The sequence below is a fragment of the Modestobacter sp. VKM Ac-2982 genome (assembly GCF_026967935.1).
Lineage (GTDB): Bacteria > Actinomycetota > Actinomycetes > Mycobacteriales > Geodermatophilaceae > Modestobacter.
The window spans coordinates 597,238-611,268 of sequence record NZ_JAPVBL010000001.1 but is presented as its reverse complement, the minus strand read 5'-3'; the positions used below and the strand labels follow the sequence as shown (position 1 = coordinate 611,268).

Annotated in this window: 13 protein-coding genes and 1 tRNA gene; 9 read left to right on the top strand and 5 right to left on the bottom strand. The window is 72.2% G+C overall.

Translation table 11 applies throughout. The features are described from left to right. Nucleotides 1-73: 73 nt before the first annotated feature. Nucleotides 74-829, bottom strand: coding sequence for a nucleotide exchange factor GrpE (grpE, locus tag O2W20_RS03050; RefSeq protein WP_269170278.1), 756 nt, complete (start codon nucleotides 827-829; stop codon nucleotides 74-76). A gap of 64 nt (nucleotides 830-893) precedes the next feature. Continuing rightward, the gene (gene dnaK, locus O2W20_RS03045) at nucleotides 894-2,780 is read right to left on the bottom strand and encodes a molecular chaperone DnaK (RefSeq protein WP_269170277.1); all 1,887 of its coding nucleotides are present in this window, start codon (nucleotides 2,778-2,780) and stop codon (nucleotides 894-896) included. A gap of 107 nt (nucleotides 2,781-2,887) precedes the next feature. Between dnaK and O2W20_RS03040 the strand changes: the two genes are divergently transcribed. From O2W20_RS03040 to O2W20_RS03020, 5 genes are all read left to right on the top strand, one after another. After that, nucleotides 2,888-3,835 carry a type IV toxin-antitoxin system AbiEi family antitoxin domain-containing protein gene (locus tag O2W20_RS03040; protein WP_331254097.1) on the top strand — a complete coding sequence of 316 codons (948 nt, stop codon included), beginning with the start codon at nucleotides 2,888-2,890 and terminating at the stop codon, nucleotides 3,833-3,835. Then, the gene (locus tag O2W20_RS03035; protein ID WP_269171015.1) at nucleotides 3,730-4,071 is read left to right on the top strand and encodes a hypothetical protein; all 342 of its coding nucleotides are present in this window, start codon (nucleotides 3,730-3,732) and stop codon (nucleotides 4,069-4,071) included. Before O2W20_RS03040 ends, O2W20_RS03035 begins: the two co-directional genes overlap by 106 nt. A 203-nt stretch (nucleotides 4,072-4,274) precedes the next feature. Further along, complete coding sequence (locus O2W20_RS03030; protein ID WP_269170275.1) at nucleotides 4,275-6,566, top strand: (Fe-S)-binding protein; 2,292 nt, start codon at nucleotides 4,275-4,277, stop codon at nucleotides 6,564-6,566. A 120-nt stretch (nucleotides 6,567-6,686) separates the two neighbouring features. Beyond that, nucleotides 6,687-7,247, top strand: a complete 561-nt coding sequence (locus tag O2W20_RS03025; RefSeq protein WP_269170274.1) for a hypothetical protein — start codon at nucleotides 6,687-6,689, stop codon at nucleotides 7,245-7,247. A 66-nt stretch (nucleotides 7,248-7,313) separates the two neighbouring features. Next, entirely contained in the window at nucleotides 7,314-8,624 is a 1,311-nt protein-coding gene (locus tag O2W20_RS03020) for an MFS transporter (RefSeq protein ID WP_269170273.1), read from the top strand. Nucleotides 8,625-8,634: 10 nt separating this feature from the next. Here O2W20_RS03020 and O2W20_RS03015 read toward each other — a convergent pair whose 3' ends face one another. Together O2W20_RS03015 and dcd are read right to left on the bottom strand one after the other, a co-directional pair. After that, complete coding sequence (locus O2W20_RS03015; RefSeq protein ID WP_269170272.1) at nucleotides 8,635-9,408, bottom strand: methyltransferase domain-containing protein; 774 nt, start codon at nucleotides 9,406-9,408, stop codon at nucleotides 8,635-8,637. An 89-nt stretch (nucleotides 9,409-9,497) separates the two neighbouring features. Further along, nucleotides 9,498-10,091, bottom strand: a complete 594-nt coding sequence (dcd, locus tag O2W20_RS03010; RefSeq protein ID WP_269170271.1) for a dCTP deaminase — start codon at nucleotides 10,089-10,091, stop codon at nucleotides 9,498-9,500. Between the two features lie 203 nt (nucleotides 10,092-10,294). On the opposite strand from dcd, the gene O2W20_RS03005 reads away from it, so the two are divergent. From O2W20_RS03005 to O2W20_RS02990, 4 genes are all read left to right on the top strand, one after another. Further along, a complete protein-coding gene (locus O2W20_RS03005; RefSeq protein ID WP_269170270.1) occupies nucleotides 10,295-10,807 on the top strand; it encodes a PAS domain-containing protein in 513 nt (170 codons plus the stop codon). A gap of 1 nt (nucleotide 10,808) precedes the next feature. Further along, nucleotides 10,809-11,771, top strand: coding sequence for a methyl-accepting chemotaxis protein (locus tag O2W20_RS03000; protein WP_269170269.1), 963 nt, complete (start codon nucleotides 10,809-10,811; stop codon nucleotides 11,769-11,771). A gap of 162 nt (nucleotides 11,772-11,933) precedes the next feature. Continuing rightward, nucleotides 11,934-12,004: transfer RNA gene (locus tag O2W20_RS02995), tRNA-Gly, on the top strand. Nucleotides 12,005-12,061: 57 nt separating this feature from the next. Continuing rightward, nucleotides 12,062-12,616, top strand: coding sequence for a GNAT family N-acetyltransferase (locus tag O2W20_RS02990; RefSeq protein ID WP_269170268.1), 555 nt, complete (start codon nucleotides 12,062-12,064; stop codon nucleotides 12,614-12,616). 39 nt (nucleotides 12,617-12,655) lie between these two features. On the opposite strand, the gene fdhA is transcribed toward O2W20_RS02990, so the two are convergent. Further along, entirely contained in the window at nucleotides 12,656-13,882 is a 1,227-nt protein-coding gene (gene fdhA, locus O2W20_RS02985) for a formaldehyde dehydrogenase, glutathione-independent (protein ID WP_269170267.1), read from the bottom strand. Nucleotides 13,883-14,031: the final 149 nt, after the last annotated feature.

The window sequence follows — 14,031 nt, the reverse complement described above, 5'->3', positions numbered from 1 at the left end:
CCTCTCTGCTGGGCGGGTGACGGGCCGGTCCGGCCTCCGGAGTGCGGAGGCCGGACCGGCCGGGGGGTCGGGCTCAGCCGGCGGCCGGGCCGGAGCCCGGCTGCTCGGCGTCCGCCGCGGTGTCGACCACCTCGGCGTCCACGACCTCCGGTGCACCCGCTGCCGCAGCGGGGGTGGCCGGGGCCTCCGGCTCGGTCACGCCGACCATCGCGGTGCGCAGCACCCGGTCCCCGCGCCGGAAGCCCGGCCGGAGCACCGTGGTGGCGGTCGGCTCGGTCACCTCCGTGGAGGTGTCGTGCAGCACCGCCTCGTGCAGCGCGGGGTCGAACGGGTCGCCCGGCTTGCCGAACGAGGTGACCCCGAGGCCGTCGAGCAACCCGAGCACCCGGTCGGCGACGACCTTGAAGGCTCCGTTGAGGTCGCCGTGGTCCCGGGCGCGCTCGATGTCGTCCACGATCGGGAACAGCTGGCCGGCGAACCGCTCGGCTGCCTGGTCGACGACGAGGACCCGGTCACGCTCGACCCGGCGCCGGTAGTTCGCGTACTCGGCGGTGACCCGCTGCAGGTCCTCGGTCCGCTCGGCCAGCTGCCGCGCGGCGTCGTCGGCCCCGCTCTCGATCCCACCGGTCAGCGGTGGTTCGACGACCGGGCCTGCTCCGTTCCCGGAACCGCTCGTGTCGTTGTCGTGCTCGCTCATCTGCTCTCCCTGCTCCGGCGTGGCACCGGCCGGCTCGTCACCGGCCGGTGCCCGGACCGTGCCGCTGGTCGGGTCGATGCGCCGCTCGTCACGGATGACGACCCGCGGCGCCTGCTCGTCCTGCTGGCTCATCGTCTCCCGCCAGGTGCACCGGCCCGGTCACCCGGGCCGGTGCAGCTGCGCGTCGACGGTGAGGTCAGCGCTTGTCGGACTCGTCGTCCACGATCTCGGCGTCGACGACGTCGTCGTCCCCGGCGGGACCGGACGAGGTCGCCCCGGTCGCGTCGGTGGCGCCGTCGAAACCGGCGTCACCTGCCGCACCGCCGGCGGCACCGTCGGCCTGCGCCTGGGCGTAGAGCGCCCCACCGACCTCCTGGGAGATCCGGGCGACCTTCTCCTGCGCGGTCTTGATCGCGGCGATGTCCGACCCACCGAGGGAGGAGCGGAGCTCGGTCAGCGCCTCGCCGAGCTCCTCCTTCTTCTCGGCCGGGATCTTGTCGCCGTTCTCGGCCAGGAACTTCTCGGTCTGGTACTGCAGCGACTCGGCGAGGTTGCGGGTCTCGGCCTCGTCTCGGCGCGTCTTGTCCTCCTCGGCGTGCGCCTCGGCGTCGGCCATCATCCGGGCGATGTCGTCCTTCGGGAGGGCCGAGCCGCCGGTGATGGTCATCGACTGCTCCTTGCCCGTGCCGAGGTCCTTGGCGTGGACGTGGACGATGCCGTTGGCGTCGATGTCGAAGGCGACCTCGATCTGCGGGACGCCGCGGGGCGCCGGCGGCAGACCGGTCAGCTCGAACATGCCGAGCTTCTTGTTGTAGGACGCCATCTCGCGCTCGCCCTGGAAGACCTGGATCTGCACGCTCGGCTGGTTGTCGTCGGCCGTCGTGAAGATCTCCGAGCGCTTGGTCGGGATCGTGGTGTTGCGCTCGATGAGCTTGGTCATGATCCCGCCCTTGGTCTCGATGCCCAGGGAGAGCGGGGTGACGTCGAGGAGCAGGACGTCCTTGACCTCGCCGCGGAGCACACCGGCCTGCAGCGCGGCACCCACGGCGACGACCTCGTCGGGGTTGACGCCCTTGTTGGGCTCCTTGCCGCCGGTCAGCTCGCGGACCAGCTCACTGACGGCGGGCATCCGGGTCGAGCCACCGACGAGGACGACGTGGTCGATGTCGCCGACCTTGACGCCGGCGTCGCGGATCGCCTGGTTGAACGGCGCCTTGGCGCGGTCGAGCAGGTCCTGGGTCAGCCGCTGGAACTCGGCGCGGGTGATCGTGACGTCCAGGTGCATCGGGCCGTCGGCACCGGCGGTGATGTAGGGCAGGTTCACGTTCGTCGACTGCGCACCGGACAGCTCGATCTTCGCCTTCTCGGCGGCCTCGCGCAGGCGCTGCATGGCCAGCTTGTCCTTGGCCAGGTCGATGCCGGACTGGGCGTTGAAGGTCTGCACGAGGTGCTTGACGACCCGCTCGTCCCAGTCGTCGCCACCGAGCTTGTTGTCACCCGCGGTGGACTTGACCTCGATGACGCCGTCGCCGATCTCCAGCAGGCTGACGTCGAAGGTGCCGCCACCGAGGTCGAAGACCAGGATGGTCTGCTCGGTCTCGCCCTTGTCCAGGCCGTAGGCCAGGGCCGCGGCGGTGGGCTCGTTGACGATGCGCAGCACGTTCAGGCCGGCGATCTCGCCCGCCTCCTTGGTGGCCTGGCGCTGGGCGTCCTCGAAGTAGGCAGGGACGGTGATGACGGCCTCGGTCACTGGCTCGCCGAGGTAGGTCTCGGCGTCGCGCTTGAGCTTCTGCAGCACCCGGGCGCTGATCTCCTGCGGGGTGTACTGCTTGCCGTCGATGTCGCCGGTCTTCCAGGTGGTGCCGACCTCGCGCTTGACGCTGCGGATCGTGCGGTCGACGTTGGTGACCGCCTGGTTCTTGGCCGACTGGCCGACCAGGACCTCGCCGTTCTTGGCGAACGCGACGACCGAGGGGGTGGTGCGCGCACCCTCGGAGTTGGCGATGACGGTGGGCTCGCCGCCCTCGAGGACCGCGACGACGGAGTTCGTGGTGCCGAGGTCGATTCCGACTGCTCGTGCCATGGAAGGCCTCTCCTAGCGTTGCTGACGGGGTGGTGCTGGTCTGGGAGCCGAGGGCCGGCGCCGTCCTTGCGCCTGAGCCGCTCAACTTTCCTGCCCAGCCTAACGGCATGGGTGGCGACTGTGTTCCCGGGGCGCTGCGCGTGACGCGCCCCCCACGTACAGGGCGCCGTCCTCACCGCAGGAGGTGCGGCTCGCCCCCGGGAGGTGAGGACGGCGAGCGGGCAGGCGGGCCGTCGTCCACAGGTACCCGGCTTGGCCGACCCCCAACGTCGGTGATCGCCGAGACTGCCTCGGTGCACCCGGCACTGAGGCATGCGGCGAACGGTCGGATGGGCGTCTTCTCCGTCGCAGAGGCGCGCTCCGCCGGCTACGGCCCCGACGAGATCCGCGCCCTCCGCTCCTCGGGGCGGTGGGTACGACTGCGCCAGGGGGTCTACACCACGGCCGAGGACCTGGCGGTGACCGAGCGGGACGGCGTCCGGCACGCCGTCGAGTGCCTGGCCGTGCTGACGTCGCTGGCCCGCCCCACCGCCGTCGTCAGCCACGCCTCTGCGGCGCGGGTGTGGGACTGGCCGGTCCCCCGGCGCGAGCCCGGCACCGTCCGGCTCACCGATCCACACCAGTGGCGCCGCACGGCCGACTACCGGATGGCCTGCGCCCCCGTGCCGCCGGAGCACCGGGCGCACCGCGGACCGGTCCCACTGACCTCCCCGGCCCGCACCCTGGTCGACTGCAGCCGCGAGTGGCCGCTGGAGGACGCGGTCATCGCGATGGACGCCGGGCTGCTCGCCGGACAGACGACGTCGGCGGAGCTCCGGGACGCCCTCGCCCTCGCCCGCCACTGGCCTGGTGCCCCCGCGCGGTCCGGGCCGTCGCCCTCGCCGACGGCCGAGCCGAGTCACCGCTGGAGACACGCGGCCGATTGCGGGGCGTCGGCGCGGGCCTGCCGGTGTTCCAGCCGCAGGTCGAGATCTGGTCAGACGGCCGGCTCCTCGCCGTGGTCGACGGCTGGTACGACGACGCGGCGATCGCCCTGGAGTTCGACGGGAAGCTGAAGTACACCGACCCCTGGCGTGGTCGCACGCCCGGGCAGGTGCTGTGGGAGGAGAAGCGGCGGGAGGACGCGCTGCGCTCCCTGGACGTCCGGGTGGTGCGGATCGCCGACGAGGACGTCGACCGCGGATGGGACGCACTCGACCGGCGACTGCGCGGCATGCTCGGCGTCGCCGGTCCGGTCGATCGCCGCTTCACCGCCGTTCCCCGGGCCATCGGCCGACCGCGCGTCGGTTGACCGCGCGTCGGTTGACCGTGCACGGCCGACCGCACTCGTCGGGCGCCGTCCTCACCGCACAACGTGAGGCCGGGCCCCGGGAGGTGAGGCCGGCGGCGGTACGGGCGCGGGGTCTGGGGGTTACCCGCGAGTAGCCTGTGGCCGCCCGGTTAGTGTCCGTGCCGGGTGGGCGACGACGCCCGCGCACGCACGAGAGGGAGCTCATGGGCCCGTTGCAGATCGTCCTCGGCACGCTGGCCGTGATCCTGCTGATCGTCTCGGTGGTCTACGCCACCAAGGCCGTCCGCGCGATGCTGCGGATCTTCCGCAGCGGCCAGCCCGACCCGACCCGCTCCGGCCCGGTCGGTCCGCGGCTGAAGACGCTGGCGGTCGAGTCGCTGGGGCACACCCGGATGCTCAAGTGGTCGGCCATCGGCGCGGCCCACTGGTTCGTCTTCATCGGGTTCTACGGCCTCTTCCTCACCCTCGTCGAGGCGTTCGGGGAGGTCTTCGACCCCGAGTGGCACCTCCCGCTGATCGGCGAGTGGGCGCTGTGGAACCTGTTCGTCGACCTGATCGGCGCGGCCACGGTGCTCGGCATCCTGTACCTGATCGTCCGGCGGCAGCTCGACCACCCGCGCCGGCAGGGCCGGGCCAGCCGGTTCGCCGGGTCCAACGAGGGGCGCGGCTACTTCGTCGAGGCCGTCGTCCTGACCATCGGCATCTGCATCCTGCTGATCCGCGCGATCAAGGTCTCCGCCGACCTGACCGACGCGCCGGCCTGGTCGCACCCGGTCTCCGGGCTGCTGGCGAACGTCGCCCCGGCCAGCCCCGACCTGCTGTCGGTCGTCGCGTTCGTCAAGATCGTGGTGAGCCTGGGCTGGCTGATCACCATCTCCCGAGTGCTCAACATGGGCGTCGCCTGGCACCGGTTCAGCGCGTTCTTCAACATCTACTTCAAGCGTGAGGACGACGGCTCCCAGGCCCTCGGCCCGCTGCCGGCGATGACCTCGGGCGGCAAGCCGATCGACTTCGAGGACCCCGGCGAGGACGACGTCTTCGGTCGGGGCAAGATCGAGGACTTCACCTGGAAGGGGATGCTGGACTTCACCACCTGCACCGAGTGCGGGCGGTGCCAGAGCCAGTGCCCGGCCTGGAACACCGGCAAGCCGCTGTCGCCCAAGATGGTGATCATGGACCTGCGGGACCACCTGTACGCCAAGGCCCCGTACCTGACCGGCGCGACCAAGGCCTCCGACGAGGCCCCGAACTTCGCCGACTTCACCACCCTGGAGCCCAGCGACGAGCAGGTCTGGGCGTCGGGCTACGCCCGGATCGAGGGCACCAACGACGCCCAGGCGCACCGCCCGCTGGTCGGCACCCTCGAGGAGGGCGGGGTCATCGACCCCGACGTGCTGTGGAGCTGCACCAACTGCGGTGCCTGCGTCGAGCAGTGCCCGGTCGACATCGAGCACGTCGACCACATCATGGACATGCGCCGCTACCAGGTGCTGATCGAGTCGAGCTTCCCCTCCGAGGCCGGCGTGATGATGCGCAACCTGGAGAACCGCGGGAACCCGTGGGGCGTGGGCGGCAACATCCGCGAGGAGTGGATGAAGGAGCTGGACTTCGAGGTCCGGCAGGTCGAGGGCGCCATCGACGACGACGTCGAGTACCTGTTCTGGGTCGGCTGCGCCGGCGCCATCGACGACCGCGCCAAGAAGGTCACCAAGGCCGTCGCCGAGCTGCTGCACATCGCCGACGTGGAGTTCGCCGTCCTGGGCAACGGGGAGACCTGCTCGGGTGACCCGGCCCGCCGGATGGGCAACGAGTTCCTGTTCCAGCAGCTGGCGCAGGAGAACGTGGAGACGCTGAACGCCGTCTTCGAGGAGCGCCCGGCCGGACGGCGGAAGATCGTCGCCACCTGCCCGCACTGCTTCAACTCGATCAACCGCGAGTACCCGCAGCTGGGCGGCGACTACGACGTCGTCCACCACACCCAGCTGCTCGGCCAGCTGGTCGAGGAGGGGCGGCTGACCCCGGTCACCCCGATCGACCGCAAGGTCACGTACCACGACCCGTGCTTCCTCGGCCGGCACAACAAGGTCTACACGCCCCCGCGGGAGATCCTCGACTCCGTGCAGGGCCTGACCACCCAGGAGATGCACCGCTGCAAGGACCGCGGCTTCTGCTGCGGCGCCGGCGGCGCGCGGATGTGGATGGAGGAGAAGATCGGCAAGCGGATCAACGTCGAGCGCACCGAGGAGGCGCTCGAGCTGGACCCGGACGTCATCTCCACCGCGTGCCCGTTCTGCATCACCATGCTGAGCGACGCGGTGACCAGCAAGCAGCAGGCCGGCGAGGCGAAGTCGCACGTCGAGGTCCTGGACGTCAGCCAGATCCTGCTCCGCTCGATGGCCCCCGCGGGCGCACCGGGCACGGAGTCCGGCCCCGGCGTGGGCACCGAGCCCGACGACCCGGCCGGCACCGGCTCCGCCGCCACCCAGCACAGCTAGCGCACCCCGGCGCCGAGCAGTGATCAGGTGACCTGATCAGCGACCGTCCCCCCGCACGAACGCTGGTGCGGGGGGAAAGTCGTCGGTGCAGGGAGACGAGCCGGAGGGACACTGGGCGGCATGAGCTCTCCGTACGGCGGCGGCCGTCATCGGGGCGAGGCCGAGCGCGCCGCGGCCTCCCGCAGCACCCGGATGCACTACGCCCGCGACGTCAACGACGAGCGCGCGCTGGCCGACGACCGCCCGACGATCCGGCGCAGCCGGCACTGGACCTGGCTGGCCGTCGCGATCGTGGCGATGACGGTGCTCGCCGTCGCCGGCGGCCGGGGGGCTGAGGACGTGACCCTCACCGCCGACTGCGACGACCCACGGATCGCCGTGGCCAGCAGTGTCGTGGCCGCGGGCCAGCCGCTGCAGTTCCGGGTGACCGGGGCCGAGGACGTCGACTACGTGATGACCCTGGACGGCGAGCCGGTCCGCGGCGACGCCGGCAGCACCGTCAGCTACACCCAGACCGCGGCCGGACCGGCGTTCCGGCTGCCCCAGTGCCTGAGTCCGGTCCTGCAGCTGGCCGCCCCGGCCGGTGACGGCGTCCACGACCTGGTGATGCTGCGGGTCGCCGACGACGGCACGACCGAGCAGGTGGCCGAGGTCCCGGTCACGGTGACCGACACCCGCTGACCCGACGCGCCCCGGCCCCGACCCGGCTCCCGGGCTGCGGCGGCTCGGGGAGGAAGATGACCGGACGTGACCCGCGCCGCCGCCTCGCTGCCGCCGCGCACCTCGTCCCGGCAGGGGCTGGTCCTGGTCGGGACGGCGATCGTGCTGACCGGGTTCAACCTGCGGACCGCGGTCAACAGCGTCGGCCCGGTGCTGCAGGAGATCGAGCGCGGCCTGGGCATCTCCTCCGGCCTCGCCGGACTGATCACCAGCATGCCGCTGCTCTGCTTCACGCTGATCGGCTTTGCCGGCCCGCCCCTGGCCGCCCGGTTCCGGGACGGGCACGTGCTGGCCGCGGCCCTGCTGGTCATGGCGATCGGGCTGCTGCTGCGGGTGTCGGTGCCCAACGTGTGGGTGTTCCTGCTCGGCACGGTGGCCACGATGGTCGGCGGCGCGCTGGGCAACGTGCTGCTGCCCGGCCTGGTCAAACGGTGGTTCCCGGACCGCACCGGTCTGCTGGTGGGCGCCTACAGCACCGCGCTGGCGATCGGCGGGGCGGTCGCCGCCGTCTCCACGGCGCCGATCGCCGCGGCCGCCGGCGCCGACGGCTGGCGCTGGGGACTGGGCATCTGGGCGGTGTTCGCCCTGCTCGCGGCGCTGCCCTGGCTCGCCGTCCCGGTCCGGCCCGGCGCCTCCCGGGGCGGGCACACCGCGGTGCGGCTGCGGAAGCTCCGGCGCAGTCGGCTGGCCTGGACGATGGCCGCCTTCTTCGGGCTGCAGGCGATGCAGGCCTACGTCATCGTCGGCTGGACGGCGCAGTACCTCCGCGACGAGGGCATGTCCGCGGAGGCCGCCGGGTTCCTGGTCGGGCTGAACGCGCTGATCGTCATCCCGCTCAACGCCGTCGTCCCGCTCGGCACGGTGCGGCCCCGGTGGCAGCGGCCGATGCTGCTGGCCTTCGTCGCCTGCTACCTGGCCGGCTGGACCGGCCTGCTGCTGGCCCCGCTCACGCTGACCTGGCTGTGGGTCTGCCTGCTGGGGCTGGGCATGGGCACGTTCGCGATGATCCTGGCCCTCTTCGGGCTGCGCGGCCGCACCCCGGAGTCGGTGAGCGCTCTGTCCACCGTCGCCCAGGGCTGGGGGTACGCGCTGGCCGGGGTGGGCCCGCTGATGGTCGGCCTGCTGCGGGGCGTCACCGGCGGGTACACCGGCATGTTCGTGCTGGTCTACGCCGGGGTCGGGCTGCTGCTGGTCACCGGCTGGAGCATCTGCCGACCGCGGTACGTCGACGACGAGGTGCCCGGGCTCGTCGGCCCGGTCGCTCTCCCCGGCGACTTCCCGGAGACCGAGGTCGCCGGTGCCGAACCACCGGTCCTCCTCCCGCGGACCGAGCGCTGACGGACCGGGCTCAGACCGGCAGCTGCAGGGCGCGCAGCAGTTCGGTCGACCGGTCCCGGCGCAGCTCCGGTGACCGGGTCAGCAGCGCGACGGCGACGACGTAGGAGTCCTCGCCCGCCCAGCCGTGCCCCTCCGCGGTCAGCGCGGCGATGTGCTCGCGGACCTTCGACTCCCCGCTGTAGGCCCCGAACTCCAGGCCCATCGCCAGGAAGTTGGCCACCTGGTACCCGAGGTCGCGCGCCGTCGACAGGGTGGCGGCGGGATCGGAGTAGCTGGGCAGCGCGACCAGCAGGTGCTCGAAACCGGCCTTGAGCAGCCGGAGGACCATGTCGTTGCCATACCAGCCGCCCCAGAGCTCGGGCATCAGGATGTCGGCGTCCGGCGCGGGGATGTAGGGCGGGTTGGCGATCACCGTGGAGACGTCCCGCCCGGCCGGGGAGTCGGCCCAGGCGAAGAAGTCACCGTGCTCGACGGTGTAGCGGTCGCTGACGCCGAGGCCGCCGATCGTCTGCCGGGCCCGCTCGACCGACGTCGCGCTGATGTCGGTGCCGTGCACCTGCAACCCGGGCACCGCCCGCACGACGTGCGCGATGGCCCGCGCGTCACCGCTGCCGAGCTCCGCCACGCCCTCGGCCTGCCAGGGCACGAGGGTCGCGTACTGGGTCAGCAGGAGCTGGACCGAGAACGCGTAGTGCGCCGACTCCTCGGCGCAGTCGAAGGAGCCGTCCACGACGTGGTTGCCCGACGGTTGAGGCAGGAGAACAGCGGTGTCCCGGGGGTCCATGGGCCAGCCCTACCCCGGAAGGCGGCCCGTCATCCGGCCTCGCGCCACCGTTCACCGAGGGGTCGGACACCCGCCACCCGGGAGACGGGTCAGGCCGGGTCGGGGCGGCGGGTCTCGGCCCGGTTGAAGTTGCGGAAGGACCGGGACGGCGTCGGGCCGCGCTGGTCCTGGTAGCGCGAGCCGTAGACCGCCGAGCCGTAGGGGTGCTCGGCGGCCGAGCTCAGCTGGAACAGGCACAGCTGGCCGATCTTCATCCCCGGCCACAGCGTGATCGGCAGGTTCGCCACGTTGGACAGCTCCAGCGTGATGTGCCCGGAGAACCCGGGGTCGACGAACCCCGCCGTCGAGTGGGTGAGCAGCCCGAGCCGGCCCAGGGAGGACTTGCCCTCCAGCCGGGCGGCCAGGTCGTCGGGGATGCGGACGACCTCCAGCGTCGACCCGAGCACGAACTCGCCCGGGTGCAGCACGAAGGCGTCGTCGCCGGTCGGCTCGACCAGGGTGGTCAGGTCGTCCTGCTGCTCCGCCGGGTCGATGTGGGTGTACCGGGCGTTGTTGAAGACCCGGAAGAACCGGTCGAGCCGGACGTCGATGCTCGAGGGCTGCACCATCGCCGGCTCGTAGGGCTCGATCCCGAGCCGGCCGGTCGCCAGGGCCGCTCGGATGTCGCGGTCGGACAGCAGCATGGCGCGGAGTCTAGGGACCGGCCGGTTCGGGACCTTGGTCCCGTCTCGGCCGACCCGGGTCAACAGCGCCGGGGCCCCGCCGATGTAGCCGGGAGACAACCGAGTGCCGGAACGGCAGTGGACGGAAGCAGGGGCCCGTGGTCCTGACGACAGCAACACCGGACAGTCCTCGCACGGGAAGCCGTGCAGTGCGGCCGACCGGGGTGGAACGCACGTTCTCCCCCGACGAGCTGATCGTCTCCAAGACGGACGCCCGCGGGGTGATCACCTACGCCAACGACGTGTTCCTGCGGGTCGGCGCGTACTCCCTCGACGAGGTCATCGGGCAGCCGCACAACCTGATCCGGCACCCGGGCATGCCGCGCGCGGTGTTCGCCCTGCTGTGGGAGACCCTGGCCCGGCGGCAGGAGCTGTTCGCCTACATCGACAACCTGGCCGCCGACGGCGCCCACTACTGGGTGCTCGCGCACGTCACGCCGTCCTACGCGCCCGACGGCTCCGTCGTGGGCTACCACTCCAACCGGCGCTGCCCCTCCCGGGCCGGGATCGCCGCGGTCAAGCCGCTCTACGACCAGCTGCTCGCCGAGGAGCGACGGCACCCGACCGCGCGGGCCGCGGTCGCTGCGTCGAGCGAGCTGCTGCATCGGCTGATCGCCGAACGGGCGCCCAGCTACGAGGACTTCATCTGGTCGGTCATCAGTGAGAAGGGCGACTGAGATGGCACGACGCACCCCCCGCGGCGGGTCTCGGGACGACGCCGCCGAGCTGGCCGTCTACCGGGCCTTCGTCCAGCAGCTGACCGAGGCCTGCGATGCAGCGGCCCGCGGCGACCTGGAGGCGCGCAGCCGTCCGGTGCCGGGTTCGGACGACGTCGCCGAGCTCGTCGCGCTGCAGCACAGCGTCAACCGGGCGCTCGACGTCTCCGACGCCTTCATCCGGGAGTCCAGCGCCGCGCTGACCTCGGCCGCCGAGGGCCGGTTCCACCGGCAGGTGCTGCTCACCGGACTGCCCGGCGCCTACCGGCAGAGCGCCTCGGACATCAACGCCGCCCGGGAGGCCATGCGGTCCAGCGCCGGCCGTGTGGTCGAGGCCCGCGACCACCAGCTGCGGCTGGCCGACGAGTTCGAGTCGGTCGTCCTGGCGATGAGCGAGGGCGTGGCGACCGCCGCGACCGAGCTCAGCGCCTCGGCTGCCGGCCTCACCGGTGCGGCGACCGCGGCGAGCACCGAGGTCGACCGCGCCCGGGACTCGATCACCTCCCTCGACCGCTCCTCGACCGAGATCCAGCAGGTCATCGCCCTGATCGAGACGGTGGCCGACCAGACCCGACTGCTCGCGCTCAACGCCACGATCGAGGCTGCCCGCGCCGGCGAGGCGGGCAAGGGCTTCGCCGTCGTCGCCTCGGAGGTCAAGGACCTCGCCGACCAGACCGCCCGGGCCACCGAGCGGGTCACCACCCAGGTGGAGTCGGTGCGCGCGGCCTGCGACGACGTCGCGACCGTGATGAGCAACGTCGGGAACACCGTGACGGAGATGAACGGGCTGGTGGACGGGATCGCCGCGGCGGTCGACGGCTCCGCGTCGCTGGGGCCGGCCGGGACCGACACCACCGGGCTGTCCCGGATGGCGGAGAAGCTGCGTTCGGAGATGACCGGCTTCCTCGGGGCGATGCGGGGCTGATGCCGGGCGCCCCTCACCTTGGGCGGCTCGTCCTGGCCGCCGGGCTGGAGCACGAACTGCCGAGGGGGGGTGCTCTGCGCAGCTGAGACGCCGTCGCCCCCGACCGGGTACCGGTCGGGGGCGACTGTCTTGCTAAGCTCTCCGACAGGTCACTGACCTGCCGCGGGTGTAGTTCAATGGTAGAACATCAGCTTCCCAAGCTGACAGTGCGAGTTCGATTCTCGTCACCCGCTCTCCTCCTCCAGCGCCCCTCCCGGGCGGCACGGCGACGCCTCCGCGAAGCTGGTCCGGTGAGCCACACCCGCACGACGGTCACCGTCCGCAGCGCCCCCACCGCCGACCTCTCCGCGGCCGAGCTCGACCGGCTGCGAGGCTTCCTCGACACGGCGTTCACCGGCGGGTTCAGCGACGACGACTGGTCCCACGCCCTCGGCGGCGTGCACGTGCTGGCCACCGTGGACGGCGAGCTGGCCGGGCATGCCGCCGTCGTCGTCCGCCAGCTCATCACTGCCGGCCGGACGCTGCGGACCGGCTACGTCGAGGCCGTCGCCACCGCGGCCACCCTGCGCCGCCGCGGCGTCGGCGCGGCCGTGATGACCGAGGCGGAACGGTTCGTCCGGGGCGGCTTCGAGCTCGGCGCGCTGGCCGCCAGCGAGGACGGCGCCCGGCTGTACGGCGCGCGCGGGTGGCTCCCGTGGTCCGGCGACCTGGCGGCACTGACCCCCGAAGGCGTGGTCGCCACCCCGGGTGAACCGGTGTTCGTGCTGCCCACCCCGGCCACCCCGGCACCGCTGGACCCCACCGACCGGCTGGTCTGCGACTGGCGCCGGGGTGACCTGTGGTGACACGCGGGCCCGGGGCACCCGCCCCGGGCCCGCGTCGTCCTAGGCGGCCTTCTTGCCGACCATCCCGTGCGGGTCGATCACGTACTTCTTCGCCGCACCGGAGTCGAAGTCCTGGTACCCCTGCGGCGCCTCGTCCAGCGAGATGGTCGTGGCGTTGACCGCCTTCGCGATCTGCACCTTGTCGTTGAGGATCGCCTTCATCAGCCCCAGGTTGTAGCGCATCACCGGGCACTGACCGGTGGTGAAGGAGAGCGACTTCGCCCAGCCGGTGCCCAGGCTCAGCGACAGCGAGCCGACCTTGGCGGCCTCGTCGATGCCCCCGGGGTCGCCGGTGACGTAGAGCCCCGGGATGCCGATGGCACCGCCGGCCGCGGTCACCTCCATCAGCGAGTTCAGCACCGTCGCCGGCGCCTCCTTGCCCGCTCCCTCACCGTGGCCGCGGGCCTCGAAGCCCACCGCGTCGACGGCGGCGTCCACCTGCGGCTCGCCGAGGATCTGCTCGATCTGGTCCTGCGGCGAGCCCTTGGACACGTCGACGGTCTCGCAGCCGAAGCTGCGCGCCTGGGCCAGCCGCTGCTCGACGAGGTCGGCGACGATCACCACCGAGGCACCCAGCAGCTGCGCACCGGCGGCCGCCGCCAGCCCCACCGGGCCGGCCCCGGCGATGTACACGGTCGAGCCGGGCTTCACCCCGGCGGTGACCGCCCCGTGGAACCCGGTCGGGAAGATGTCCGACAGCATGGTCAAGTCCAGGATCTTCTCCATGGCCTGGTCCTTGTCCGGGAACTTCAGCAGGTTCCAGTCGGCGTAGGGCACCGTCACGTACTCGGCCTGCCCGCCGACCCAGCCGCCCATGTCCACGTACCCGTAGGCCGCTCCGGGACGGGCCGGGTTCACGTTCAGGCAGATCCCGGTCTTGCCCTCCTTGCAGTTGCGACAGCGCCCGCAGGCGATGTTGAACGGCACCGAGCAGAGGTCGCCCACCTCGATGAACTCGACGTCGGACCCCTTCTCGACGACCTCGCCGAGGATCTCGTGGCCGAGCACCAGGTTCGGTGGCGCCGTCGTCCGGCCGCGCACCATGTGCTGGTCGCTGCCGCAGATGTTGGTGGTGACCACCTTCAGGATCACCCCGTGGTTCAGCTTGCGGCCCACGTTGGCCGGGTTCACCCCCGGTCCGTCCTGCAGTTCCAGCTTCGGGTAGTCGGTCTCGTGCACCTCGACCTTGCCGGGCTCGATGTACGCAACGCCTCTGTTGCCAGCCATCTGGGAGCTCCTCTGTCCTGGGGGGTTGAGCGGGTCCTGGGTCGTGCCGCCCTCCCGCGCCCGACTCGTCGTCGTGCATGCGGCGGAGAGCATGTGAGCCCGAGTGTGCTCCAGATCACGAATCGGTGCACAGCCCCCGCCGGGCCGGT

Excerpts from the sequence above, each read along its gene's own strand:
- O2W20_RS03025 (WP_269170274.1), top strand. The coding sequence starts at position 6,687 with ATGAGCTCTCCGTACGGCGGCGGCCGTCATCGGGGCGAGGCCGAGCGC.
- O2W20_RS03000 (WP_269170269.1), top strand. The coding sequence starts at position 10,809 with ATGGCACGACGCACCCCCCGCGGCGGGTCTCGGGACGACGCCGCCGAG.
- dnaK (WP_269170277.1), bottom strand. The coding sequence starts at position 2,780 with ATGGCACGAGCAGTCGGAATCGACCTCGGCACCACGAACTCCGTCGTC.
- grpE (WP_269170278.1), bottom strand. The coding sequence starts at position 829 with ATGAGCCAGCAGGACGAGCAGGCGCCGCGGGTCGTCATCCGTGACGAG.
- O2W20_RS03040 (WP_331254097.1), top strand. The coding sequence starts at position 2,888 with ATGGGTGGCGACTGTGTTCCCGGGGCGCTGCGCGTGACGCGCCCCCCA.
- O2W20_RS03015 (WP_269170272.1), bottom strand. The coding sequence starts at position 9,408 with ATGGACCCCCGGGACACCGCTGTTCTCCTGCCTCAACCGTCGGGCAAC.
- dcd (WP_269170271.1), bottom strand. The coding sequence starts at position 10,091 with ATGCTGCTGTCCGACCGCGACATCCGAGCGGCCCTGGCGACCGGCCGG.
- O2W20_RS03030 (WP_269170275.1), top strand. The coding sequence starts at position 4,275 with ATGGGCCCGTTGCAGATCGTCCTCGGCACGCTGGCCGTGATCCTGCTG.
- fdhA (WP_269170267.1), bottom strand. The coding sequence starts at position 13,882 with ATGGCTGGCAACAGAGGCGTTGCGTACATCGAGCCCGGCAAGGTCGAG.